The sequence below is a fragment of the Pseudomonas sp. LBUM1661 genome (assembly GCF_059695925.1).
Genome location: NZ_CP166794.1, coordinates 2,162,173 through 2,186,405, shown reverse-complemented (window position 1 = coordinate 2,186,405; position 24,233 = coordinate 2,162,173). Strand labels below are relative to the sequence as shown.

The window sequence follows — 24,233 nt, the reverse complement described above, 5'->3', positions numbered from 1 at the left end:
GGTAGACTTTGCCCTTATCTGCTGCCGGCTTCGCTCATATCATTTCTTGCAGCTGCGCCTATACCGACGATGGATGCAGAAGGAAGCAACTGGCTGATAAAGCGATTCCAGCGAGTAACATTGGCAGGCCCGACATAGACCACGTCCTGCGCTTGCACATCAAAACGCGTTGCCAACGCCATGGCAGAAGGCGAGCTGGCCTCTAACTGGAAAATCTTCGCCGGTTCCTTGTCGAGGTTTTCGACTCCCCGGATTACATAAACGGCGTTGCCATTAGAGGTCGTCTGGTTCAAGCCACCCACCGTACCCAGCACATCGGACAGGTTCATGGTTTTGGTTTTGAAGCTCAATGCCCGGGGCTGCGTAACCTCTCCCATGACATAGATTCGCTTACGATCGTTGTAAGGCAGGTACAACTGGTCGCCAGTCTTAAGGTAAACATTGGGCAACTGGGAGTTGTTCTGACGGTTCAACGCATCTAGGTCCAATTTATATTGGCGACCATCACGAGTAAGTGTCAGGTTCGAAAGGTCAGCATTCAAAGGGTCGATTCCAGCAGCACCGACGGCCTCCACAACGCTCAGTGGTGTTGTGGTGAGCGGCTGTTGCCCAGCTCTGAGAACTGCGCCTGAAACTATGATTTTCTGGCTGGCGAACCGCAAAACGCTGATGTCAACTTGTGGACTTTCGACGAACTGTGACAATCGACTGGAAATATAATCACGCAATTCTTCAATTGTCTTACCCGCGGCCGCGACGTTACCAACATAAGGGTAAAACAATGTTCCGTCGGGGCGAACAAGCCGTCCGTTTGCGTCAATTTGCTGCTGTGGACCGGAAGGAGCAGTTAATTCAGGATGATCCCAAACAGTAATAAACAATAAATCATTGGCACCAATTCGATAACTTTCTGGCGAATAGCGTAACAACTCTGATGGAATGTCCTCGCTTAATTGCGTGGCCTCGTCCATGGCGATTAATTTAGGTGTGATCTGGATCAGTTCAACACGACTGTTCTCTGGCGTTCCATCACGAACGATTTGACTGGTGTCCATATGTTGACCCGGGGAAAACATACAGCCTTGCAAAGTAAAACTTGCCAGTATGGCAACAGAAAAATTACGAATCATATTGGCACTACGCTAGTTGAGAGCACATCCTAAAAAACAAGGCCACCCAGGTAGCCCTGAGTGACCTTGTCCAAACACTGCCGGCAATGTTATCTACTGGTACCAGTCGTACCAGTGGTACCGGTGGTGCCTGTAGTACCGCCATTAGAGCTTCCGCCACTATTGGATGCGGCCACTACACCCGCAACCACCGCAGCGCCGACCAACAAACTTGTACCCAAAGTGACAGAACCAACCACCGGGGTACTCAGAGTCAGCGGTTCTTCTGCCGCTACTACCGAGGTACTCAAAATACCCAACAGTGTGACAGCAAATAGCTTTTTCATATCAGACTCCTTCTCGATATACAGGATTTGATACTAAGTACCAAGAAGCGAAAGACTGAACAGACACCGACAAATAACAGCATCAAACGACCGTGTCCGCTCCCCCTTTACCTTCTGTAGATCATGTCACTGCCAGATCATCTGTGCCAGCAATTGAGTGTTGCTAGGCCGAGCGAACACCTTATAGCTAATGGCTACATTTTTTTCTAACATCTGTAGATTTACTAATAAACGCAGCGCATTCAGGGGCTTTACAGCGCACAGCACTGGATGAGGACGGCTTGATTGTCGCGAGGAATGTTATTAATGGTCGGCTTTACATTCAGAGAAATCTAGACATCAGACGCTTCGACGTTCCCCTAACTGTCGAAGGACCGCCTGGAGCTCTTGCACCCAACTTTTAGGTGGCAAGCCGTGTGCATCGGCCAGCTTCTGGCTATCCAGCACAGACCATGCCGGCCGCTTCGCTGGAGTTGGATACTCCGCACTGGTAATGGCGTTTACATGAGGGGATTTTTCCAGCAAACCAAGGCCGACTGCCTTGGTAAAAATCTCCTTGGCAAAGTCATGCCAGCTGCAAGCTGGAACCCCACTGTAGTGATACACCCCCCAGCCAAGCTGACCTTCACGTTGGAAAATCGAAGCCAATGCCCACAGCGTATCGGCAATGCTGGCTGCCGAGGTCGGCCCTCCGTGCTGGTCAGCGACGACAGATAAAGTGTCCCGATCGCTTCCAAGACGAAGCATGGTCTTCACGAAGTTGTTACCGTGCGCGCCAAACACCCAACTGGTGCGCAGTACCAGATGACGTGTGCATTGCGCCTGAAGCTGTTTCTCTCCAGCCAACTTGCTCAAACCGTACACACCGGTAGGACAGGTAGCGTCATCAGGCGTATATGGTTTATCAGCCTCCCCGCTAAATACATAATCCGTAGAGATATGCAGAAGCGGAATACCAAGTTTTTCCGCAGCAGACGCGAGAAATCCCACTCCGTCAGAGTTAACCGCATAGGCACGTTCTACGTCGGTTTCAGCCTTATCCACCGCCGTATACGCAGCGGCGTTAATGATCAATTCTGGCTTAACCGCTTCAAACACCGTTCGGATCTGCTCTGCATTACTGATGTCCAGATCTTGCGAACCAAAACCGAACACAGCAAAACCATCCGGTACTCGCTGAAGCAACTCATAGCCGACTTGACCCTGAGCGCCCGTGACTAGAACACGCATTGTCATTCCCCACCCAGTAGAGTTCGCAAGCTCGGGTTACGCAGGTCTTTCTCCGAGAGTTTGGGTGTTTCCACTGGCCAGGGGATATTTACGTCTGGGTCATTCCAGATAAGACCGCCCTCTTCTTCCGGAAAGTACAAATCGGTGCATTTATACTGAAAATCCGCAACATCACTCAGTACACAAAAACCATGAGCGTATCCCGGTGGAATCCATAGCTGAAGATGATTATCCGCGGTAAGTTCAACACCGACATAATCCCCACAGGTCGGAGATTCGGGGTCGATATCGACCGCCACATCGTAGACTGCACCACGAGTAACGCGAACTAATTTGCCTTGGGGCCGATTCCGCTGAAAATGCAAACCACGCAATACTCCATACTGAGACCGCGAGTGATTGTCCTGTACGAACGGCAACTCAATTCCGGCGTCACGATAGCGCGGCTCCTGGTAGCACTCCACGAAAAAGCCGCGCTCATCGCCAAACACCTTGGGCTCAATAATCAGAACGCCAGGCAGTTGGGTCTGGATGACATTCATTTTGAAGGCCCCGCTGCCAACAGACCCGCAAGGTATTGGCCATAACCGGTTTTATGAAGAGCGGTGGCTTGCTTGTCCAGCTCCGCGGCACTTAACCAGCCCTGGTTAAAGGCAACCTCTTCCAGGCACGCCACCTTCAAGCCTTGACGCGCTTCGATTGTCTGGACGAAATGCCCGGCTTCCATCAATGAATCATGGGTACCAGTGTCCAGCCATGCGAAGCCACGACCCAATACACTGACGTGTAAATCGCCGCGCTGAAGGTAAGCGTTATTGATGTCAGTAATTTCGAGCTCGCCACGATGGGAAGGCTTCACCTTTTTCGCGATCTGAACCACATCGTTGTCGTAGAAATAAAGGCCAGTGACCGCGTAGTTGGATTTCGGGCGCAGAGGCTTTTCTTCGATAGAAATGGCTTTGCCATTGTCATCGAACTCAACCACCCCAAAACGCTCGGGATCAGCCACGTGATAGCCGAAAACCGTGGCGCCTGACACGCGCTTGGCCGCTTCCTGCAGACTGGCGCTGAAACCATACCCGTAGAAAATATTATCGCCCAACACCAGCGCAACATTACTGTCGCCAATAAACGATTCACCGATGATAAATGCCTGAGCCAAACCGTCCGGTTTAGGTTGCTCTGCATAGCTGAGTTCAATCCCGTAAGACGATCCGTCACCCAGCAACTTCTCGAAGTTAGGCAAGTCTTCAGGGGTGGAGATAATAAGAATCTCGCGAATACCGGCCAGCATCAACACCGACAGCGGGTAATAGATCATCGGTTTGTCGTACACCGGCAAAAGTTGTTTCGACACGCCACGGGTAATTGGATGTAAGCGAGTACCGGAGCCACCGGCCAGAATGATACCTTTCATGTAAGTTACTCCTTAACTGAGATGGGAAAGTTGCAGACAGAAACTCAGGCGTTTTCGCCAAGGCGGCCAAGGCGATAGTTGCCGCTAAGCACGTTCTCCCACCATTGGCTGTTTTCCAGGTACCAGAGCACCGTCTTACGGATGCCGCTGTCGAAAGTTTCCTGCGGTACCCAACCCAGTTCTCGCTGGATCTTGGCGGCGTCGATGGCGTATCGGCGGTCATGACCGGGACGGTCGGTTACGAAGGTGATCAGTTCTTTATAAGAGCCGAGTTCCGTATCCCGAGGCCGCAACTCATCAAGCAGTTCGCAGATGGTTTCAACGACTTCCAGATTGCGTTTTTCGTTATGGCCACCGATGTTGTAGGTCTCCCCAACTACACCGCGAGAAACCACCTCGACTAGCGCCCGGGCATGATCGTCCACAAACAGCCAGTCACGGATCTGCGAACCGTCGCCATACACAGGTAGAGGCTTGCCATGAATGGCATTGAGAATCACATGGGGGATCAACTTCTCGGGGAAATGGTATGGCCCGTAGTTGTTCGAGCAATTTGTGACCACCACCGGCAGCCCATAGGTACGGTGCCAGGCGCGGACCAGATGATCGGAACTGGCCTTGGACGCCGAATAAGGCGAACTTGGATCGTAGGACGTGGTCTCGGTGAACAGATCATCGGTCCCCTCCAGATCGCCATACACTTCATCCGTGGAGATGTGATGGAAACGGAAGCCTTGCTTCTGCTCCTGCGCCAATGTCGACCAGTAACGCCGGCTAGCTTCCAGCATGCTGTAGGTGCCGACGATATTGGTTTGAATAAAGTCCGAGGGACTGTCGATCGAGCGGTCCACATGCGATTCCGCCGCAAGGTGCATCACAGCATCGGGCTGGAAACGGGCGAAAATCTCGTGCAACGCGGCGGTATCGCAGATATCTACTTGCTGGAATTCGTAGCGCGAACTGTCGGCCACCGATGCAAGGGATTCAGTGTTGCCAGCATAAGTGAGCTTGTCGATGTTGCAGACTGTCACATCGGTGTTCGCGATCAGATGGCGCACGACGGCCGAGCCAATAAAACCGGCACCGCCGGTCACGATTATACGATTGGTCACTTGCTGTGCTCCTTTGGGTACCACTGGATCAGTAATTTTTCATATTGGGAAAGAATGTTTTCCCAAGTGAACTTTTCATCGAAACGGCGAGAGCTTTCTTTTTTCATCACCGCAATCAAAGAGTTGTGGTCGTCGCGTAAGTACTTCTCGAACAACGCGGCACAGTCATGCTCGTCGTTGAAGTACACTGCAGCATCGCCTGCCACCCAACGATTGAAATGGTTGTTATGGGCGATAACAGCGCAACCGGCACCCAACGCCTCAACTAGCGAAGGGTTAGTACCGCCGACACGGTGGCCATGAATATAAAAACGGCTGAAATAACGCAGCGCCTGAACAACTTCTGCCTCATAGATGGCACCAGGGAAAATCACCTCTTCCCCGGCGGCATCCATTACTAGTTTGTGGTACTTGTTTTTGTCCGGGGTGAAGTTCCCTAGCACAACCAGTTTGTGATTGCGGCGCTTACTGCTGAATGCCGTAACGATCTGAAGAAAAGAGTTTTCCGGTTCAGGCCGGGCGATGACCACGGAAAAACCTTGGGGTTTCAGTTTGTAGCGATCTAAAGTTGTTGGGTCCGCATCGGTTACCCGGTCGCCACCATAAGGAATCATGGTGATCTTCGAGTTTGAGACTCGAGTAGCCAAGTGTTCCTTGATCATCGGGTGGTCAGCCACCAGATGATTACCAAACCAGCAACCTGCCCGCTCATTGAGCCAAAACCAGGTTTTGGCAAATAAACCCCACTTTTCGCGCTTCCATTCGATGCCATCCATATTGATGACATTAATCTGGCCCTTGATCCGTTGCAGAATATTGAAAGCGGCGGTGTTGTAACCCAGGGTTAGAAAAAGCCCCTTCTGGCCTAATGCATGTACAGTGGCTTTCCAGTCGAAAAACATCGTCCCCGCAACCCCGGTGTTAGTAATCGGGATATGAATACGCTGAATACCATTCCACTCGCTGATCGAGATATCACCGGCACCGTCTTCCTGACAGTAGACTGTGACCTGCCATCCATGCTTGACCAGATAGAGCGATAGTTTTTCAGCGAAGGTCTCAAACCCCCCATGCCTTGCTGGTATTCCGCGTATTCCAAGAATAAATAATTTTTTCATCGGGCTCTACAATATAAGTAAGACTTCACTGAGGCATCACTACGTTCTAAACTAGAAAAGCCACTAAACGCCCAATGCAATCAATATATTCTTTTGATAACTTTTCATTGAAAACCTTTCCAAGTAGGTATGCTTCGCCATTCGGCTAACCTGCCGATACTGCTCACTATCCGACTCGGAAAGACTCAAAAGCGCTTTACATAAACTATCTACACTCGCGGGTTCAAATAAATAACCATCATGTCGATCAGTAACAATCTCTATCAACCCCCCGTGAGCCGCCGCCACGACTGGCTTTCCAGCGGAAAACGCCTCAATCGCCACGCGCCCAAATGGTTCAGGTTTTATAGACGGAACTAAAACGTAATCAGCCCAGGCATAATGTTCTGAGGGATCAGAACAAAAAGAAAAAAACCGAACTTTTTTAGCTAAACTAGAATGGCCTTTGACTCTGCTGACCAATTCTTTCTCCAGGTACTCATAACCCTCAAAAGGGCTACCAACTATGCGCACGCTAAAAAGAATATCGTCTTTTTCCGAGAGTTTCTCCAAAGCATCGATTAAAAGGCTTTGCCCCTTCCACGTATTAATCCTGCCAATCAGCAAAATATTCTTGACCGGCGATTTTTTTGGTTCGACCACATTAAAATTTAGCTCTTCCACTCCGTTGTAAACCACCTTACCTGGTAGCTTAAAACTTGCCTTGGTCGCCTGAGAATTGAAAATCAACTTCGCGCCAGAAAAAGCCAACAAAATCTTGAAAAAAATAATACCTTTACGATCCGGGATCTCTCTAATATGGCAATATACTTTTTTCGCTGAGAACCTATACAATCCGGCGGCCAACAATGCAGAAAGCATTACGGTCGTATTAATATAAATCACATCATAAGATCTAAATTTTTTGATGTAAAAAAATATGGCCCGTAAAATTTCCCATGTGTATAGGAACGGCTTTTTCAATTTCTGTTTACGTAAAACCCCATAAGGATAAAACTCAACTACAGAACCTTTATCTCTCAATAACGGGGCCAACTCGCCATCGGATGGCAATATCGAATGCACTACTGCTCCTGTAGTCGCTATTGACTCTATTGCGCTCAAAAAACTACGATCGGAGCCGTATAGCTCGGAACCTTGATGCAAACATAAAATTTTATCAAGCATACTCAGTCCTGACTTTTCAGTATTTTGGGAAACAAACCCAACAACGAGATGTAATGGATATTTTTTTCCCTGACTATTGTTTTCAAGCAGAAAAAAAACAAATAGATCAATATCTTCAGTCTGAAATTACTGACGTGATCAAACACATACAATCTGGACAGCACCAAGTTTTTTAATCTTTTTATTCGTGACTCGTAGGTCTGCCCTCGCTCCCTCAATGCTGAACTGTGAATCAACACTGCATCCAGGATAAATATCTTAGGAAAGCGTTTTGCATAATCAATAAAAAACTTGGTATCTATCCCATAAAAACTCAATCGCTCATCAAATCTAAGCCCCGAATCAAACACCTTTCGATGTATGATCGTTCCGCTCATCATTGCGACTAAATCTTTTGAATCCTTACTACCGACCTTCAGCTGTTCGTTGTTGATTTGTTTTCCACGGACACCTTGCACCATCCCCGGGGAAATCAGATCACGATTGAACAGTATCCGAGGTATGCCCACCGGAACCCCGCTGGAAAAGAAGCCGTACAAGCTAGAAATATATCCCTCAGTTATTTCCGAATCATCGTCAAGAACAATGAAATACCGTGAACCTTCTGAGTCAGTTACTATTTTATTATAGACAACAGACAGCTTTTCGTTTTGTCCATTATGATAATAGCTAACGTCTCCATTAAAATCTGGAATCGTATCCTTACCAAATCCTCCAGCAGAATTATCCCAAATAGACAATGATTTGGTTATGCGAAACTTAGAGAAATCAATCGAGGCCAGTGATTTAAGTGTTACGGTCAGGGCTGGAGGCGTCGCGTAAACGACCACAATGAAATTTATCTGTACCTGTTCACCATCGTAAATGGCCATTATTTACTCTCCAACATCACCATTAATCCGATGTTTATAACTTACATCATCAATGACTAACATCTGCGCTTAGGTTCCGCTTCTTCAAATCCATTACAGCCAACGGAAATAATATTCCGTTGACGCCTGCAACAGCACAGGCAATAGCAAGCGCAGCCCCAATTATCCCAAAGCTTTCGAGCAGTACATAAGTTATGACAGGAGAACAAAAAGCCACGGCATAAAGGCTCACATTCAAAGCGCTAATTTTAGAGGCGTTTTGAAAATAATACCCACATACGGAAGTAGCACAATTTATAAAATAACCGACCAACACTATATAGGCCGGAACTTTGAACTCCTCAGGAAAATCGTCATAATACCTGACAACCACAACTAGCAAGACCAGATACCCACTTGACAAGCAAACCAGTTTTTTAGTGTTAGACCAAAAAATCTTATGGATTGATTTAAAATCCAATTGGCTGGCAAACTGAGAGATGTGCGGTGCAGAAATTGAATTGATTGAGATTGAAATGAATGACGAGAGCATCGCTAGCCGCTGCAGAATATTGAACACCGAAGCAAAAGCCGGGCCCAACATATAGGAGGCCAATAGATAAGGCACCCAGCCAACAAGTTGAGTTCCCATTGTAGCGGTGGCATATTTAAGTTGGCGAAGCGCCGCAGCTCTCAAAATTCGATAGGACAAGCACCGTGTCAGTTTCAGTTTCAATCCGGATCTCTTTACCAGAACCGCCGAAATCACGGCATAACAGACAACGGAACCAATAAACGCGATGGAAATACCTAAAGAAGGGGTGAGAATCCCTCCCGCACTTTCTGACAATTTAAAGCAAAGATAAGCCACCAAAAAAATCCAAGGCTGTATGACATTGACCCCCAATATCTGAGTTATGACCTTATGCCTTGCTTGATAGATAAAAAATATGACCGAAGACGCTGCAAATATGGGAAGTGCAAAAAATATCGACAATAACACTGAGTAGTCTTCCGACACATCGGTCACAATTGATAGTTTATTCCACGTTGCAATATAAACATAGCCCAAGGCAGCAAGCATCGGCGCTAAACAAACGCCCAGCATCAACGCCACAGCAACTGATTTACTGTAATGGTCCTGGATATCATTCTTTGGAAGCGCGTAGTATTCTCTAACTAGATAAATATCAGCACCAAACCGGGAGAGAATCGTTCCCAGTTGAAAAAGCGTATATATAACAAAAAACGCCCCCGACACTTCATTGCTCTCATACTTAATGACAACAATATTAGACAGAAGCACTGCAACGGCACCAATGACCCTTACAACAAACAACCTTAACGACTTTGACTTTATAAAGTTCATGGCAACTAAATTCATAGAATGAGGTGTGACGATCCAGTTTTTATTTCGTAAATGACAAACATTGCGCTAACAAAAACTGAACAAGCCGGCCTTACACATCAGCCCATCCCATTCCCGTTAGCCCAAGTGTGCTGAGCTAACAGGAGGTAAACCAACCAAATAGATTTTTCTCAACGACCAATAGAGAAATACTCAATCCCGTTTTCAGCCATCTTAAAAGGATTAAACAGATTTCTTCCATCAAACACTACTGGCTGGCTAAGCTGCTTTTTAACAACCTCAAAATCCGGTGCTTTGAATGCTTGCCACTCCGTTATGATTATTAAAGCATCACTACCCTTAAGAGCGCCCTCTTTAGTACCGCAAAGACTTAAATCATTTCGATTGCCATATATTCTCTGCGTTTCTTCCATTGCCACTGGGTCAAATGCTTGAACAATAGCTCCATGCTTCCAGAGAGATTCCATCAATACCCTGCTCGGAGCATCCCGCATATCGTCAGTATTAGGTTTAAAACTGAGCCCCCAAAGAGAGAATACCTTCCCCTCAATGTCACCATTAAAATATTTAAATATCTTATTAAACAGTACTTTCTTTTGTTCTCCATTGCGAGCTTCTACAGACTTTAAAAGCTTCGCATCAAAATCGAGCTGATTAGATGTTTGTATTAATGCTTGAACGTCTTTTGGAAAACACGATCCGCCGTAGCCAGAACCTGCGTATATGAAGTGATAGCCTATTCGCGGATCGGAGCCAATGCCCTTACGAACCATCTCGATATCCGCGCCCAAAATTTCAGAGAGCCCGGCAATTTCATTCATAAAACTAATTTTGGTGGCAAGCATGCAGTTCGCGGCATACTTGGTCAGCTCCGCGCTACGTACATCCATCACGATTATTTTTTCGTGATTTCGATTAAATGGCGAGTACAAATCTCGCAAAACCGCTTCGGTATCGGGGTTACCCGTACCAATTATGATCCTGTCAGGGCGCATGCAATCTGCGACTGCAGAACCTTCCTTTAAAAACTCCGGGTTTGACGCAACGTCAAATTTAATATGGTTGCGTCCGTGTATTGCCAATGTCTGCTCAACATGGGCTCTGACTTTATCTGCCGTACCGACGGGGACAGTAGACTTATTGATAATGATGCAATTGTTCTCCATATGTTCAGCTATTGTTTCAGCTACGGAAAGCACATATTTCAAATCGGCAGAGCCGTCTTCATCAGGAGGAGTGCCTACAGCAATAAACTGCACATCACCATGTTTCACTCCCAAGGCTGCATTAGTGGTGAATTTCAAACGACCGGCACTGTAATTTTCTTTTACCAGTTCCTCCAATCGTGGCTCGTAAATAGGGATTTGGCCATTTTCAAGATTTTTAACTTTCTCGCTATCGATATCAACGCAAATTACATCGTGTCCAATTTCTGCCAACACAGCTCCTTGAACCAGCCCAACGTAACCAATACCGAATACCGTAACTTTCATGGCTATTTCCTTTTGAAATTGACACGCTACCGCCCCAGGATTAGTCGTTAACTTCCTCAGAACGTGAACTCAACAAGTTGTTTTTTGCGGCAAACACCTGCGCGATCTAAGCAACGTTTACGCTGCCCCGATCACGCAAACGAAATAAAACCTCTATCAAAAACTCTCAACGAAAGCCAATTTCCAAGACAACGCTCGCAATGAAATCACAGTGAGAATAATCAGGAAACGGTTACGCCTTCGCTTTTTCATCCTTGTACTCATAGTGATAATAACCGTAACCACTATATCCGTAGTTTGCAGAAGTCCTTTTCTCAACGCCGTTAAAAATCGCCCCCGCCAACTTAATCCCGTTCTGAGCAAACCGATTAATAGTGAGTTCAATCTCTCTAGCTGGATTCAAACCAAAACGGGCAACAATCAAGCTTGTACCACACTGCCTTCCGACGATGGCCGCATCTGTGACAGCTAACAGTGGTGGGGTATCCAGGATTACCAAATCGTACATTGAACTGACTTCATTTAATAATTCCGTGAAGGAACTCCGCATCAGCAGTTCTGACGGGTTTGGAGGTCTTTCACCTCGGCTCATAAAATCAAAACCTTCGATTTCTGTTTTATGTATCGCCGTCGCTACATCACAGCGGTTTACCAGAATATCGGATACACCATTCTTGAAAGGTACACCCAGCAGCTCATGCAAATAACCCCTTCGCATATCCACGTCGATTAGCAGTACACGTTGACCGGCCTGCGCTACCACTGCCGCCAGGTTGGCGGAAACAAAGGTTTTGCCCACGCTAGGGCTAGGCCCAGAAATCATAAGTAAATTGTTTTGGGCATCCAACATGCCAAAATGCAGACTTGTACGCAGGCTTCGCAGTGCTTCAATCGATAAATCTGTAGGGTGATGTATTGCAAGCAAAGATGGCGCCTTGCCAGATCGACTCGAGGTGCGAGATTTTTTCTGCTCCTCCGTCTTTTGTAAAACGCTGTAAGGAACAGATGCATAAACCGGCAGACCCAGTTTCTCAATAGCTTCCGGGCTTTCGATACCACGATTAATTGCTTTTCGTAATAAAACCAGCGCTACTGCCAAAAAAGCACCAAATAGCGTCGCAACCAGCACTATCAATATTTTTTTTGGTTTAACTGGTTTAGTTCGATCAACATCCGCACTGTCAATCAATCGTACGTTACCTACAGTACCGGCCCGCATGACATCTAGTTCTTGCGACCGATTCAACAGCTGAGTGTAGATTTCCGTCCCCACTCGAACGTCACGGGTAAGACTTAATAGCTCCTGCTGGGTTGACGGTAGACTTTGTACTTTCTTTGCCAAACTATCTTGTTTATTCGTCAACTCCCCAAGCTGGGTCATCAGCGCTCTGTATGCCGGATGCTCACGCGTAAACTTTCTATCCATTTCAGCCTGTTTCAATTTAAGCTCGGATATATTCGTATCCAATGAAACGATCTGATCAAGAATAGCTTTGGTTTCCAGAGTAATATCTACTGACTTGCTACGCGTTTGATATGCATTTAACGCGTCCTCAGCTTTTTCTAGGTCTCTTCGGACTTTAGGCAATTGTTCGTTCAAAAACCCGAGACTTTTCGCTGCTTCGGCAGATGTTCGTTCAATATTTTGACGAACATATATATCGGCAATTTCATTTAATGTCTTAATCGCCAAATTAGGATCTTCACTTTCTAGCGAAAGACCTATAATTCCAGACTCTTTGCCCCGTTCGGAAATATCGAGAGCGTCTTGGTAATCAAGGATGCTGGTGAGTCGCGGATTGCAGACGATGAAGAACTTAGTACCTGGATTTGCCCGAATTTTCTCAACGTTTACGCTGATATCATTATTTGAGTAAAGCTCGCCTACTTTACTTTCAACTATTTTATCACCGTCCTCATTCAGGATTATATATCCGCCTTTATCCCCAACTATGAGTGATAGCTTAGTACCAAGCAGCGAATCAGGTAGCTGTAACGTGCCGATTTTCAGTAATTCTCCGCCCCAAGCGAAACCGCTGAGCGGGAGCAATGGATCAGCCACACTGTCAGGATTTTTTTTGACATAACGTCTTGCGATAAAACGCCCGACTATTGGAAAGTAGTTTGGACGTACAGTGATGTTTAAACTTAGACTATCAATCGCTTCTCCGATGATCGAGCGCGACTTAATAAGTTCAATCTCTGTGACCGATGGGGACTCTTTGCCCAGCATACTGCTGACATCCGAAAATCCCAGCAAGTCATTCTTCTTGGCTTCCACCTGCACCAAAGCGTTCGCTTGATATATCGGAGTAGCCAATATCGCATATGACGCCCCGGCCACCATAAAGGCTCCGGTGATAGCTGCGATCATCCATTTATGATCGACTACTGCACCAAAAAGCCCCAACAGGTCCATTTCGTCATTATCAATATCTTGCTGTACATGCGATTGCTGCATAATTCGAATTCTTTGTCTTTTCTGCTATTTTGGGGAAATGGCTATCAGCGTTCGAGACGCAGCGCCCATGCGTGTACTGCTTCTTCAATCAACGTATATGCATGCACAAAAGCAGGCTTTCCTTGACGGTAAGGGTCACCAATTTCACGATCATCTTGCCATTTGCCCAGCAGAAAAATTTTGCCCCGAGCCTCAGGGGCAATATCGAGTACCACATTCAAATGACGCTTTTCCATCACCAGGATCAGGTCAGACTCGATGATGGACTGGGGAGTAAGTTGTACTGCTTTGTGATCTCTCGGGATGTGCCCCTGTTCCTCAAGAACAAGACGCGCTGTCGGCTCTATGGGACTGTCGACCAACGCAGCAATGCCAGCGGAGCTGACCTGGGCTTTGGAATGAACAAGCGCATCACGCAGTAAATTTTCTGCGGTAGGGCTACGGCAAATATTACCTATACAAACGACTAAAATTTTTTCTAACACGGCTCCCTCCCCATCTTGCCAAAATTGAAGGTGATGAAGCATATGCCAAACACACTCAGACTCTTCCCGCGCACGCTATAGCTCTCTATCCATCTCTCAAGCCTATGAAGCTCTCCCTGCACATATTGTGACGCGAGATCACATCCGCCTTTCAAAAACTCCATCCCCATAAGGGCGATACGTTTATCGTGACATTGAAAATCTTAACTGCGAACACACGCCGACATCAATCTTTAAATACCGAGAGAATACTTATTGCCATATTATAAAGCTTAGCTCCACCAACAAAGTCGGACATAAAATAACATCAGCTATTAGACCAGACGTAACTTAACATTCGCGATATTCCTGATGCTACTCCATGCGAGTTATGGTATTTGTTGAGGAACTTATAGATGAATATCTAATCACGAGCAAGTAATAGCGCTCGGCTGTTTGTAACCGATCGTTTTTTAATAATTAACATTTCTATCGTATATCTAACAGGACGCCTACATGATCCGCAAATGCCTCTTCCCCGCAGCTGGCTACGGCACGCGCTTTCTGCCTGCCACAAAGGCTATGCCCAAGGAAATGCTACCGGTTGTGAATAAACCTCTGATCCAGTACGGCGTAGAAGAAGCGCGGGATGCGGGTCTTCAGCATATGGCGATCGTAACCGGGCGAGGCAAGCGGGCTTTGGAAGATCACTTCGATATAAGCTATGAACTGGAACACCAGATTCGCGGTAGCGAAAAGGAGAAATTCCTGTCTGGTACTCGCGAGTTGATGGAAACATGCACATTTTCTTACACCCGCCAGGTGGAGATGAAGGGGCTTGGGCACGCCATTCTCTCAGGCCGGCCGTTGATCGGTGACGAACCCTTTGCAGTGGTACTGGCTGACGACCTGTGTTTGAACCTCGGCGGTGATGGTGTACTGTCTCAGATGATCGCACTTTATAAGCAGTTCCGCTGTTCGATTGTGGCAATTCAGGAAGTGCCGAACGATCAGACGCACAAGTACGGAATCATCGCTGGCGAGCAGATTCGTGAAGGCATCTATCGTGTCAACAGCATGGTTGAAAAACCTAAGCCGGAAGACGCTCCGTCAAACTTGGCAATTATTGGCCGTTATATTTTGACGGCCGATATCTTTGACTTGATTGCCGATACCCAACCCGGCAAGGGCGGTGAAATCCAAATCACCGATGCGTTGATGAAGCAGGCACAAAGTGGCTGTGTGCTGGCTTATAAATTCAAAGGTCATCGTTTTGATTGTGGTGGAGCGGAAGGTTACATCGACGCAACCAATTTCTGCTTTGAACATCTGTACAAGAAGGGATTGTAGATCGATCTTCCCCAAAGCTGAGCGCCGCTTCCCGAAGCGGCCGTAACCCTTTCTACGAGGGCATACCACTATGAGCATTTCCAAATTGTCTATCGATGCCCATAAGTTACCGAGCTCTTTTGCGATGGATGAGGACGGCGTTTTTCGTGCGACCAGTCCTTATTTTGCGTACATAGGTGACGACACCATCGAACGGCAGACTATGGCTTGGCTAGCAACATCCGAGCGACATCCCTCATCAGAATCCCCTCAATCAAGATTGTTAGTGGAGCGCATTGGACTATTTCCTTCTTCAGGGAAAATTCGATGTGTTGTTGCCGACCCTCTTTCGATCTTGACACACCTCAAAAACGTGTATATCAGCAAGGCGCTGGATTCGGACGAGAGCGATGGTCTGAATCTAACTTTCGCAGAGTGGCGCTTCAAGATAAGCCCATCAACAACTGAGTCGATGATCCTATTACATGTTGAAAGCCGCGGTGATGTTGAGCTGATGCATGCAAAGACTGAGGAGCTATTGAACGAGATCGGCAACCGAAATAGTAGCGAGCGCAAGCACACACCGGTGCCTCCAGTATAACCCCCCCCATATACTGCATACGAAATCAAACAGCTATTGATTCCTTATTTTAAATCGTTATCTTCAGCAAGCGCCTTGGAGTGCTGCCTACTTTCTGCACCCACCTATGTCGTAGGCCACGTCGCCTGGACAATATTGCCTCTAATCTTCCCGCACTTTACATTCCTGGTGATGAAATAGCCTGACCGATGCCAAGCGATCCTAAATGCGGGGACACGGTAGGCCGTCTTATATGCCTTTGATTCGTGGTCGGCTAATTAGGCAGCAATTTTAGGAAAGATAAGGCCTCATCAACTCAACTCAGCGAAGCCTAAATACCGACGCATCAACCGACCAAAATTATGCTCTAGCGCTGTAAACTAATTAGGTAGACGATGAATAGCCCGCATCAACTTAAAACGGGCAACTTTTTACTTCTCACAAAAATAAACGGCTTCTCAATAACAGAAAACGTTATGACAGAAGAAGCCGAAACCAACGCAAGTACAAACGGCAACAAAACAACATAATCAATTAACCCACCTTCCCTAAAAGAAAACAATTTCAACATGGTAAATAGCAAATAAAGAATTAGACCATGGGTAAGATATATACTATAGCTTATCTCACCAAGAGCTTTTAGCCCGTTACTCTTGAGGACGCCAAAAACATCATTACCAAGGGCAATCATCACGAAAGAAACCCCAAGCAAAAGCATCTGAACGATAGAATAACCTTCGTGGATAAACATTCCAACAATCAGAAAAATTAAGGCAATTAAAGAACTACATGCAAGCTTTACTACAGACAAAAATTTTGGAAAGTGTACTTTTATTATCACAGGAACAAACCCTATAAAAAAAAGCAACGCTAGTTTCGGCACTATAAAACCAAAGTATATACCTGGGAGCGCCAGAAACATTATAAACAACGACATAATAAAATATTTGTCGTACGCCCTCCAATTAAAAACAGTCGCGACGATGGGAAGAGCTAAATAAAAAAGCCATTCATATCTCAGAGTCCAATGTGCTCCAGATGTTATATGTACACTGTCAGCGAATCCATTAAATGTGGTACCTGCAAAGACCCCCCACATAAATAGCTCTTTCAGCAGCCCGCCGGTTTTAACAACAAACCCCGTCTCTATTAAGCTAATCAAAAAAACTGCCAACACAACAAATGTATACAGCGGAATTATCCTTTGAACTCTCGATCTAAATATAGCCCCCCACTCGGGAGTCTTTTTGTATATTTTTCCAAAAAACAAGAAACCAGTTATCATAAAAAATAGCGAGACAGGTACAACGCCCATGTTATTTAAAACGTCACTTTCCGGACGAACCCAACTACCATCCACCTTCCAATAATACGTTACTATGAAGTGATGACACACAACAGCTGTGGCAAGTAATCCTCGTAGTGCATCAATCGGTGAAGATCTGAGCAACGTCTGATCCGTCAGTATGTTTGTTTTCCTGAAGATCCTATCCAACAAAAATAATGACACCGCATACAGAAAAACCACCAACATAACATTATTCATTATTTTCACTCGTACCCTTGTAAAGCTCAATCGCTGATCTAGAAAATAGCGAAGTTAATCGAAACGAAGTTGTTAGATCCTTCCTACCTCAACCGAAATCAGCACGCCGGATTCCTTTAGGTTGAACCATACGCATAGCCTCATGCATCGGCGATAGTTTGAATGCGACAAAAAATAACAGTCAATCATTATCAAAACTGGCCCTCCTGCCTGGTAACCGTCTTTAACACGTCTTCTGCTTAGCCACCCCACCTACGTTACTTTTACGTTATAAATATTTACTTGAGTTATCACGGAGACATCTATATTTTCTTTCTGATAGGCAGATCATTAGGGCTCTCGCACGCTTATTGGCGGACAAGAACAGCGCATAGACGCGCATAAATAACACCCCAAAAGAATTATTGATTAATTCAGTTCTTGATCCCAGTCCCAAAATCATTTCCAAAATTTGAACATCACACACTAAGCTTTACAATACACACAAACTAATTCTCCATGCAAAAACAGCAGAAAATACAACACTGTAAATCAGCGACAAACACCTAAAGACAAACCACTAACCTCGAGCCTTGTAGTTAAATGTTATATCTGCTAGCTGTAATGGGCCTCACATTAATATTATATTTTTTCCGAGCATCAGTTCTATTGCTGCCCGTTTGGACGACCTTAACTCCTAAAGCCCTGCTGCTAGTGGATACACCATCACTACCTGCTATTAGCATATATAAATTTTATTGCCTAGCGTTGATAGCTTCATATTTTATACGAGTCGTCTGCCACAGAAAGAGAAAGGCATATAAAAAGCCTTTTAGCAGAGCATTTATAGCTTTAATCATCCCTGCCATCATTTCAGTAGCGCTGAATATAACATCGAACAACGCGGGCATTCTGACACTTACGGCATTCATAATTGAAATCATAATGCCCGCAACAGTATTTTGCCACTACCTCAGCCAGTTACCTCTATCTAAACTGAACAAATTAATTAAGAAATATATAATTTTCTATTGTGCGCTAGCGATGTACGGGACTCTTTGCTACCTAATAGGCCACAACCCATACATTGATTTTATTCAATCAACGAATCACACTGACAGAATTCTAGCTCAAACGTATGAAGACACACTTCGAGGAGCTCGTGCGCAAGGAACTCTATCACACCCAATTACCTACGGCGCGTTACTCGCCATCACATTACTAACGTACTACACTATAAAATTAAATAAAGCAAAATTCGCGCTATCAGACTATGTAAAAGTTACACTCATCACAACTATTATTGTAACCGGCATACTATTCACAAACTCCAGGAGCCCATTAATACTATTCTTAGTCCCGGTAATTATATTCGCCACAACTTTACGCTTCGTTAAAGCATTTAAGAGCATTATCGGAATCACATTGATTTTCGTGATAGCCTTTTCGACCTCCGAAGTAGTGAGAGACAAAACCTATTCCATAGTCAATATTTTCAACCCTGAAGTTGGTGAAGACATGAAGGGTTCTGATTTGGCCATGCGCGGTGGACAACTGTCTGTAGCGACTAGATATTTCTTCGAATCTCCGATATGGGGTATGGGATTAGATGCAACAAGAAACATCATATCCTCTGGCAAAGAGCCTGACCTTTACAATTCGGAAAGTATTATATTCAGGTTGCTAATCGACCAAGGATCTCTTGGAATCATAAGCTATGCATTATTCTTTATAGTCGCATATAGAAAAACGTCGCAACACATGTCAAACATTGCATCTAGACGTATGTACTTGGGGACAATGATAGGGTACATCATTTTTATTATATCGACGGGATTCGTAGACACATTACAAAATACTGTTTTCATGCTATGCATTACTTATTACATATTTAAAGCGGACCGTATTGCCACTCGATCCAGCCAAACTATAGAGAACGTCCCGCCCAGTAACTCACCAGAAAATCTATTGAGCCCAGTTTTACTTTATACAAACGCAACTTCATAGATTCGTGTGCTGCCTTGCACAATTATTACATCTCTATGATTTCTCGGGAGCACAAAATTTGAAACCGCTACTCACTGTCTCTCTCTTGGTATTAACTTTATTATCAGAAGTAGCGACAGCGACGGACGTCGGCGTTTTTTATTACCCAGGTTGGTATAGGCCAAATATTGATGGATGGGAGAAAATAAAGCCCCATCCTGACCGAGAGCCATTTTTAGGATGGTATAAAGAGGGCTCCGACGATATAACTAGAACGCAAATAAGGTGGATGGAAAAGTACGGTATTAACTTTATCGCATACGATTGGTATTGGGACAAAGGAACAGGAATAAAAAACAGAACATATGCAATAGATTCTTTTATCCGCAGCTCAACACAATCAACTGTCGAGTTTTCTCTACTATGGGCAAACCATACAGAAACTCCAGAAAGCTACGAACAGTACGACGAAATCGTAAATTATTGGATCGAACATTATTTCAAACAAAAAAATTACAAAAAAATAAACGGAAAACCAGTAGTGTTCATTTTTTCTGCTGAAATGTTACTCAAGGATTCAAGAAAATTTGGCGCAACCCCAAAAGAGCTCCTAAATAGAGCTAGATCCATGGCAAAGAAAGCAGGCCTAAAAGGTATCTATTTTGTTGGTTCAGCCGGAGCTGATAAAATATCAATAACTCAAGAACTACCCGACCAAACATATGATGCATTAAGTGCTTACAACTACCAACATTCTGCATCTCCAAACTTGGCGGACAGAAAACTCTCGAAAAGCTACCAGGAGCTTTCCGAAGGATATTTTCAGAACTGGAACTTCATACTAGATAACAGCAAACTGCCATATATTGTACCAATTACATCAGGATGGGATAAAACCCCTTGGGGAGGGAGTTCCGATCCTCTACACGATCAATCAAGCAGCACACCTGAACAATTTGCTGAACATTTAAAACAGGCAAAACAATTAGTATCCAAAAACCTTGAAAAATCGTTAAATACAGTCATCATCTGCTGCTGGAATGAATTTGGTGAAGGTTCTTATATTGAGCCAACCAAAAAATTTGGTTTTAAGTACTTAGAGCAAATCAAACGTATACTAAAATAATCCATATCAATACCCTCTACGCATCTGATAGGCGACTGGACGGGGGCCGATCGCCGTAGCGGCAACTCAGCTCCTTGAGCAACACGGCACAGTCGGGAAGAGACTTGCGTTTAACCTCGCTGTATAGCAACGGACGGAACATTGTCACCGGGATGTCCAAATTGATCACTGCGCGACCAGGCTGTCGCTGATTTTTCTACGGTTGACGAATTTTAATTATCGCCAACTGGCTGCAAACTGCTGAGCGGTTCGTCAGGGATTCACTTGCTTATATAGAGCAAACAGTCGCTCAGCATACAAGCTCTGACCATAATCATTTGGATGCCAGCGCACCCCATCCGAAGCACCGGTACCATGGGTCCCCGGTATATTCGCGATATCGGCGACGGAGGCATAAGGCATCCTTTCCTCGGCAGCGACCGCCAGCATCGTCTGGTCTACAATTCCAGTCCAGCCGCTGTAGCGGCCGATACGATCCTGAAGGGTCAATGACCAAGGCCCTACGGCGATAACGCTAGGCTGGCTACTCATTGCCCTGACTGCTTTGATCAGGCTTTTATAGTCCTCGTGCAGTCGCTGAAAACCCAGGGCTGGGTCCTCGTGTTCGCCCAACTGTATAACCACGAGGTTAGGCTCTGTATCGACTACTGTATCCAGAGCCTGGAGCCTTTGCGCAACCGCCCCATTGCCACCAGCAGTGTGATAGCAAGCGACCGTTGACTGGCCTCGGGCTTGACTGATTTTTTGACTCAGAAGATTTGCGTAGTCACTTCGCCGGGAAGAGGCAGCCATCCCGCTCAAATGAGACCACCCCAGGTGCTGAATGGTCCAGTCGTTGAAACCGTGCAAGGTGATACTGTCGCCGATGAACAATATCCTATAGGAATGACCGTCGTTACGGCCGCAGTCCAACACGATATCCATTTGAGACGGTAGCGTAGCGGCCTGAAGCGAAGTACCAACAAATAACGTACAGCCAATGAGGCTACGCAGGCGCCTCACAAAGTTATTCATTCACCTCTCCTTTATCTATTCTTTTCAAGCTCACTGAACTGTTGAAGTATTGCTTAACGTGGCGGTTCAGCCTTTCTGTTAGTGGGCTCTCCACGAACCTGTACATGAATGCGCCGACTCCGATTGCAATTGCGATACTGCCAAGCACTGAAAGCAAGGGAAAGATCAACTCGAAGCGTTTGAATAATACAGGCGCCACGGGAGCGGTCAGAGGGTGGAACAGATAAATTGAATAGGACGCTGTGCCAAGGAACACTAGCCAACGGGAAACAGAAAGTCGCAGCGATTTTTCGAGGCTGGCGCAACCATACACAGCCAGAAAGGACGCGATGCCGTAGGTAATGCTGTTTCCAAACTCGGGAAAACGCGGAAAGAACAGGTAACACAACGATATGATGACCACAGCGAAAGCACCGTTCCTACCTATCACCATACCTCGCTGCAGCAACCGGGCGGTGATCATGCCCCAGAGAAAATTCAGTACGATGGGATCGGCATAAAATGCTAGTGCTGTGTTCCATTCATCGGTTTTGAAGTAGGAGGCAATTGCCAACCCAACAAGTACAGGAGATGAGAATCTGATTGCATCAATCCTAACCAACAAGGATAAAGTGAAGATAGCGTAAAAAAACATCTCAAACAGTAAGGTCCAGCCGACAGCGAGCAGCGGTCGGATTTCGCCATCGACGTTAACAGCGGGTACAAAGAAGTACGATTTAAGAATGTAGGCCCAATCCACCTGAGCGTGTAACACTAGCCCGGCTGCGCCCAGCAGGGTCACCAATTTAATTGTGGTGGCGAACCAATAGAGGGGAGCGATGCGAACAATTCGCCTGATTGAGAAAAGCTTCCATGCCCCATCAACGCCTTGAAGTTTTTGTGCAGCGACCATCATTACGAATCCACTGATTACGAAAAAAAGTGGTACACCATTGGCACCCAGGTTATAGCTGAGGGTATTAGGGTCGAGGCGTTCCTTAGAGTAGAAAGCGGAATGACAAATAACAACACCTAGTGCAGCAATGAAACGCAACACTTGGATCAATTCATACTTCCCAGTCACCACATTCACCATTTGCCTTCTTGTCACAGCCATAATAAAACCTCAAGATAATCTCTCAGGCGTCACACCGAATTCATTCGCTTATGACGAATTACGTTATTCCAGAAAAATAAGCAGGATAATGCCTTTGGACCCCCCTCACTCATTGGAATAGGCCGACATTTTATAACTGAGTTGCAAGGACTCGACATCGCCCCAACGACGTTAACTCGCACAACGCAAATTCTGACAAAATCAGAACCGCAAAGAAGTTTTTTAAGTAATTACTCTTTCCTACGAAACTGCGATCAAGAACAATGGATATTTAGCATTAAAGCAAAGAATGAAATTTACATCAGACAAGCCGCCTTGTGGCCTGCTACTTACAGGCGTGACGATACCGGAGCTCCACGCCAATGAGGCTGCATAAAAGCCTTTTCAGCTCCTGACAGAGCCACTGCCAGCGAGTTCAAAACCCCCTCAGCCGTATACTTCGGAATGCTCGTACTCAACAGGATGACCGCCAGCCCTATCCCCAGGACCGGCAGCGGAATTTTGCGGACGTCCTTTTTCTCCAACCTCAAAAGAAACACACACGCCGCGGCAGATCCAACGACCGCTCCGGCAATGGCTTCCGCCACAGGGTGGATAGTCTGCCCGACATACTCGACGCTGAACCACCAGGTCGACAGTAGCCCCGCACCCAGTGCCAGCCATCGAAGCCGATGATCGATCTGGCGTAGCAGCAAACTCAGGACAACGGTCGAGACCAGGCAGGCGTTCATTGCATGGCCGCTGATGACCGCGATGTCCAGGCTTTCCAGGCCGATTCCCCAGCCTTTGAACAGCACTTTGCTGAGACCCACGACGAAATAGGCTACCGACAGTACGACAAGCCATGACAGCGCGAGTTTTCTCGAGGCCGTGCACCATAACCAACCAGCGACGACCATGGCCGCAGGCAGCATGACGGTGATTCCGGCGTATTGAGCGATGTACAGTCTTGAATCCAATCTACTTCCTCACGCCGCTTGCGGTTTTCCAGTGTCATGAACACTGGGCGCGTGCACAGTAGATGCCAGGTTCATCGATCCAAGAAGCACTTCAGACGATTCTCTACGACGACCACCGAATAACTGGCGATGTGCATGGCCAGTCCGTCCTCGACCAGCGCTTCGAGCAAGGCAACTTGTGCCGCGAAGCGTTGGTCGCGGTTGAGTTTTCGAGAGACGTGCATTTGATCGACCAGTACATGCGTCACTTGATAAGGGGTATTGACCCTCAGGCGCCCCAGCCAGACAGGCAGTTTTTTTGCCATTTTGGTCTGCCTGATATTCAGTACGCCCGTTGCCTTATCCGAAGAAGTGCTTTTCGAAATCTCGACGATTTCTTCAAACACGTCGGTCAACTTTTTAAGTGCGTAGCCAAGCATCAGATCATCAAACGCATCCAATAACATATACCTCTTCACTTTACGAAGTCATTTCTACCAA

22 protein-coding genes are annotated in these 24,233 nt (G+C 46.1%); 4 read left to right on the top strand and 18 right to left on the bottom strand.

Annotated elements, in window-relative coordinates; translation table 11 throughout:
* Positions 1-14: 14 nt before the first annotated feature.
* The 13 genes from ACA057_RS10055 to ACA057_RS09995 all read right to left on the bottom strand — a co-directional run bounded on the left by ACA057_RS10055 (position 15) and on the right by ACA057_RS09995 (position 14,159).
* Positions 15-1,130 carry a polysaccharide biosynthesis/export family protein gene (locus tag ACA057_RS10055; RefSeq protein WP_497347930.1) on the bottom strand — a complete coding sequence of 372 codons (1,116 nt, stop codon included), beginning with the start codon at positions 1,128-1,130 and terminating at the stop codon, positions 15-17.
* An 89-nt stretch (positions 1,131-1,219) separates the two neighbouring features.
* Complete coding sequence (locus tag ACA057_RS10050) at positions 1,220-1,456, bottom strand: hypothetical protein (RefSeq protein WP_497347928.1); 237 nt, start codon at positions 1,454-1,456, stop codon at positions 1,220-1,222.
* 339 nt (positions 1,457-1,795) lie between these two features.
* Positions 1,796-2,686: a dTDP-4-dehydrorhamnose reductase gene (gene rfbD, locus ACA057_RS10045; RefSeq protein WP_497347926.1), complete on the bottom strand. Its 891-nt coding sequence runs from the start codon at positions 2,684-2,686 to the stop codon at positions 1,796-1,798.
* 2 nt (positions 2,687-2,688) lie between these two features.
* Positions 2,689-3,228: a dTDP-4-dehydrorhamnose 3,5-epimerase gene (gene rfbC, locus ACA057_RS10040; RefSeq protein ID WP_497347924.1), complete on the bottom strand. Its 540-nt coding sequence runs from the start codon at positions 3,226-3,228 to the stop codon at positions 2,689-2,691.
* A complete protein-coding gene (gene rfbA / locus ACA057_RS10035) occupies positions 3,225-4,103 on the bottom strand; it encodes a glucose-1-phosphate thymidylyltransferase RfbA (RefSeq protein WP_497347922.1) in 879 nt (292 codons plus the stop codon). Before rfbA ends, rfbC begins: the two co-directional genes overlap by 4 nt.
* Positions 4,104-4,147: 44 nt before the next feature.
* Positions 4,148-5,215: a dTDP-glucose 4,6-dehydratase gene (rfbB, locus tag ACA057_RS10030; RefSeq protein WP_497347920.1), complete on the bottom strand. Its 1,068-nt coding sequence runs from the start codon at positions 5,213-5,215 to the stop codon at positions 4,148-4,150.
* Positions 5,212-6,333, bottom strand: a complete 1,122-nt coding sequence (locus ACA057_RS10025; RefSeq protein WP_497347918.1) for a DUF1972 domain-containing protein — start codon at positions 6,331-6,333, stop codon at positions 5,212-5,214. The genes rfbB and ACA057_RS10025 overlap by 4 nt, the downstream gene beginning before the upstream one ends.
* A 63-nt stretch (positions 6,334-6,396) precedes the next feature.
* A complete protein-coding gene (locus ACA057_RS10020) occupies positions 6,397-7,500 on the bottom strand; it encodes a glycosyltransferase family 4 protein (protein WP_497347916.1) in 1,104 nt (367 codons plus the stop codon).
* 2 nt (positions 7,501-7,502) lie between these two features.
* Positions 7,503-8,372 (bottom strand): glycosyltransferase, encoded by an 870-nt coding sequence (locus ACA057_RS10015; protein WP_497347914.1) that lies wholly within the window; start codon positions 8,370-8,372, stop codon positions 7,503-7,505.
* 49 nt (positions 8,373-8,421) lie between these two features.
* Positions 8,422-9,720: a lipopolysaccharide biosynthesis protein gene (locus tag ACA057_RS10010; protein WP_497347912.1), complete on the bottom strand. Its 1,299-nt coding sequence runs from the start codon at positions 9,718-9,720 to the stop codon at positions 8,422-8,424.
* 170 nt (positions 9,721-9,890) lie between these two features.
* Positions 9,891-11,213 carry a UDP-glucose dehydrogenase family protein gene (locus ACA057_RS10005; protein ID WP_497347910.1) on the bottom strand — a complete coding sequence of 441 codons (1,323 nt, stop codon included), beginning with the start codon at positions 11,211-11,213 and terminating at the stop codon, positions 9,891-9,893.
* A gap of 232 nt (positions 11,214-11,445) precedes the next feature.
* Complete coding sequence (locus tag ACA057_RS10000) at positions 11,446-13,674, bottom strand: polysaccharide biosynthesis tyrosine autokinase (RefSeq protein WP_497347908.1); 2,229 nt, start codon at positions 13,672-13,674, stop codon at positions 11,446-11,448.
* 44 nt (positions 13,675-13,718) lie between these two features.
* On the bottom strand, positions 13,719-14,159 hold the full coding sequence (locus ACA057_RS09995) for a low molecular weight protein-tyrosine-phosphatase (RefSeq protein WP_497347906.1): 441 nt from the start codon (positions 14,157-14,159) through the stop codon (positions 13,719-13,721).
* 495 nt (positions 14,160-14,654) lie between these two features.
* On the opposite strand from ACA057_RS09995, the gene galU reads away from it, so the two are divergent.
* Both galU and ACA057_RS09985 read left to right on the top strand, forming a co-directional pair.
* Positions 14,655-15,488 carry a UTP--glucose-1-phosphate uridylyltransferase GalU gene (gene galU, locus ACA057_RS09990; RefSeq protein ID WP_497347902.1) on the top strand — a complete coding sequence of 278 codons (834 nt, stop codon included), beginning with the start codon at positions 14,655-14,657 and terminating at the stop codon, positions 15,486-15,488.
* Between the two features lie 70 nt (positions 15,489-15,558).
* Positions 15,559-16,068, top strand: a complete 510-nt coding sequence (locus ACA057_RS09985) for a hypothetical protein (RefSeq protein WP_497347900.1) — start codon at positions 15,559-15,561, stop codon at positions 16,066-16,068.
* A gap of 388 nt (positions 16,069-16,456) precedes the next feature.
* On the opposite strand, the gene ACA057_RS09980 is transcribed toward ACA057_RS09985, so the two are convergent.
* Positions 16,457-17,593 (bottom strand): acyltransferase family protein, encoded by a 1,137-nt coding sequence (locus ACA057_RS09980; protein ID WP_497347898.1) that lies wholly within the window; start codon positions 17,591-17,593, stop codon positions 16,457-16,459.
* Between the two features lie 582 nt (positions 17,594-18,175).
* Here ACA057_RS09980 and ACA057_RS09975 point away from each other — a divergent pair.
* A complete protein-coding gene (locus ACA057_RS09975; protein ID WP_497347896.1) occupies positions 18,176-19,579 on the top strand; it encodes an O-antigen ligase family protein in 1,404 nt (467 codons plus the stop codon).
* Between the two features lie 58 nt (positions 19,580-19,637).
* The gene (locus ACA057_RS09970; protein WP_497347894.1) at positions 19,638-20,684 is read left to right on the top strand and encodes a glycoside hydrolase family 99-like domain-containing protein; all 1,047 of its coding nucleotides are present in this window, start codon (positions 19,638-19,640) and stop codon (positions 20,682-20,684) included.
* Positions 20,685-20,936: 252 nt separating this feature from the next.
* Here ACA057_RS09970 and ACA057_RS09965 read toward each other — a convergent pair whose 3' ends face one another.
* The 4 genes from ACA057_RS09965 to ACA057_RS09950 form a co-directional block, all read right to left on the bottom strand.
* Positions 20,937-21,698: an SGNH/GDSL hydrolase family protein gene (locus ACA057_RS09965; protein WP_497347892.1), complete on the bottom strand. Its 762-nt coding sequence runs from the start codon at positions 21,696-21,698 to the stop codon at positions 20,937-20,939.
* Positions 21,691-22,794, bottom strand: coding sequence for an acyltransferase family protein (locus ACA057_RS09960; protein ID WP_497347890.1), 1,104 nt, complete (start codon positions 22,792-22,794; stop codon positions 21,691-21,693). Before ACA057_RS09960 ends, ACA057_RS09965 begins: the two co-directional genes overlap by 8 nt.
* A gap of 329 nt (positions 22,795-23,123) precedes the next feature.
* Positions 23,124-23,753 (bottom strand): hypothetical protein, encoded by a 630-nt coding sequence (locus ACA057_RS09955; protein WP_497347888.1) that lies wholly within the window; start codon positions 23,751-23,753, stop codon positions 23,124-23,126.
* Between the two features lie 71 nt (positions 23,754-23,824).
* The gene (locus tag ACA057_RS09950; RefSeq protein WP_497347886.1) at positions 23,825-24,199 is read right to left on the bottom strand and encodes a hypothetical protein; all 375 of its coding nucleotides are present in this window, start codon (positions 24,197-24,199) and stop codon (positions 23,825-23,827) included.
* Positions 24,200-24,233 lie beyond the last annotated feature (34 nt).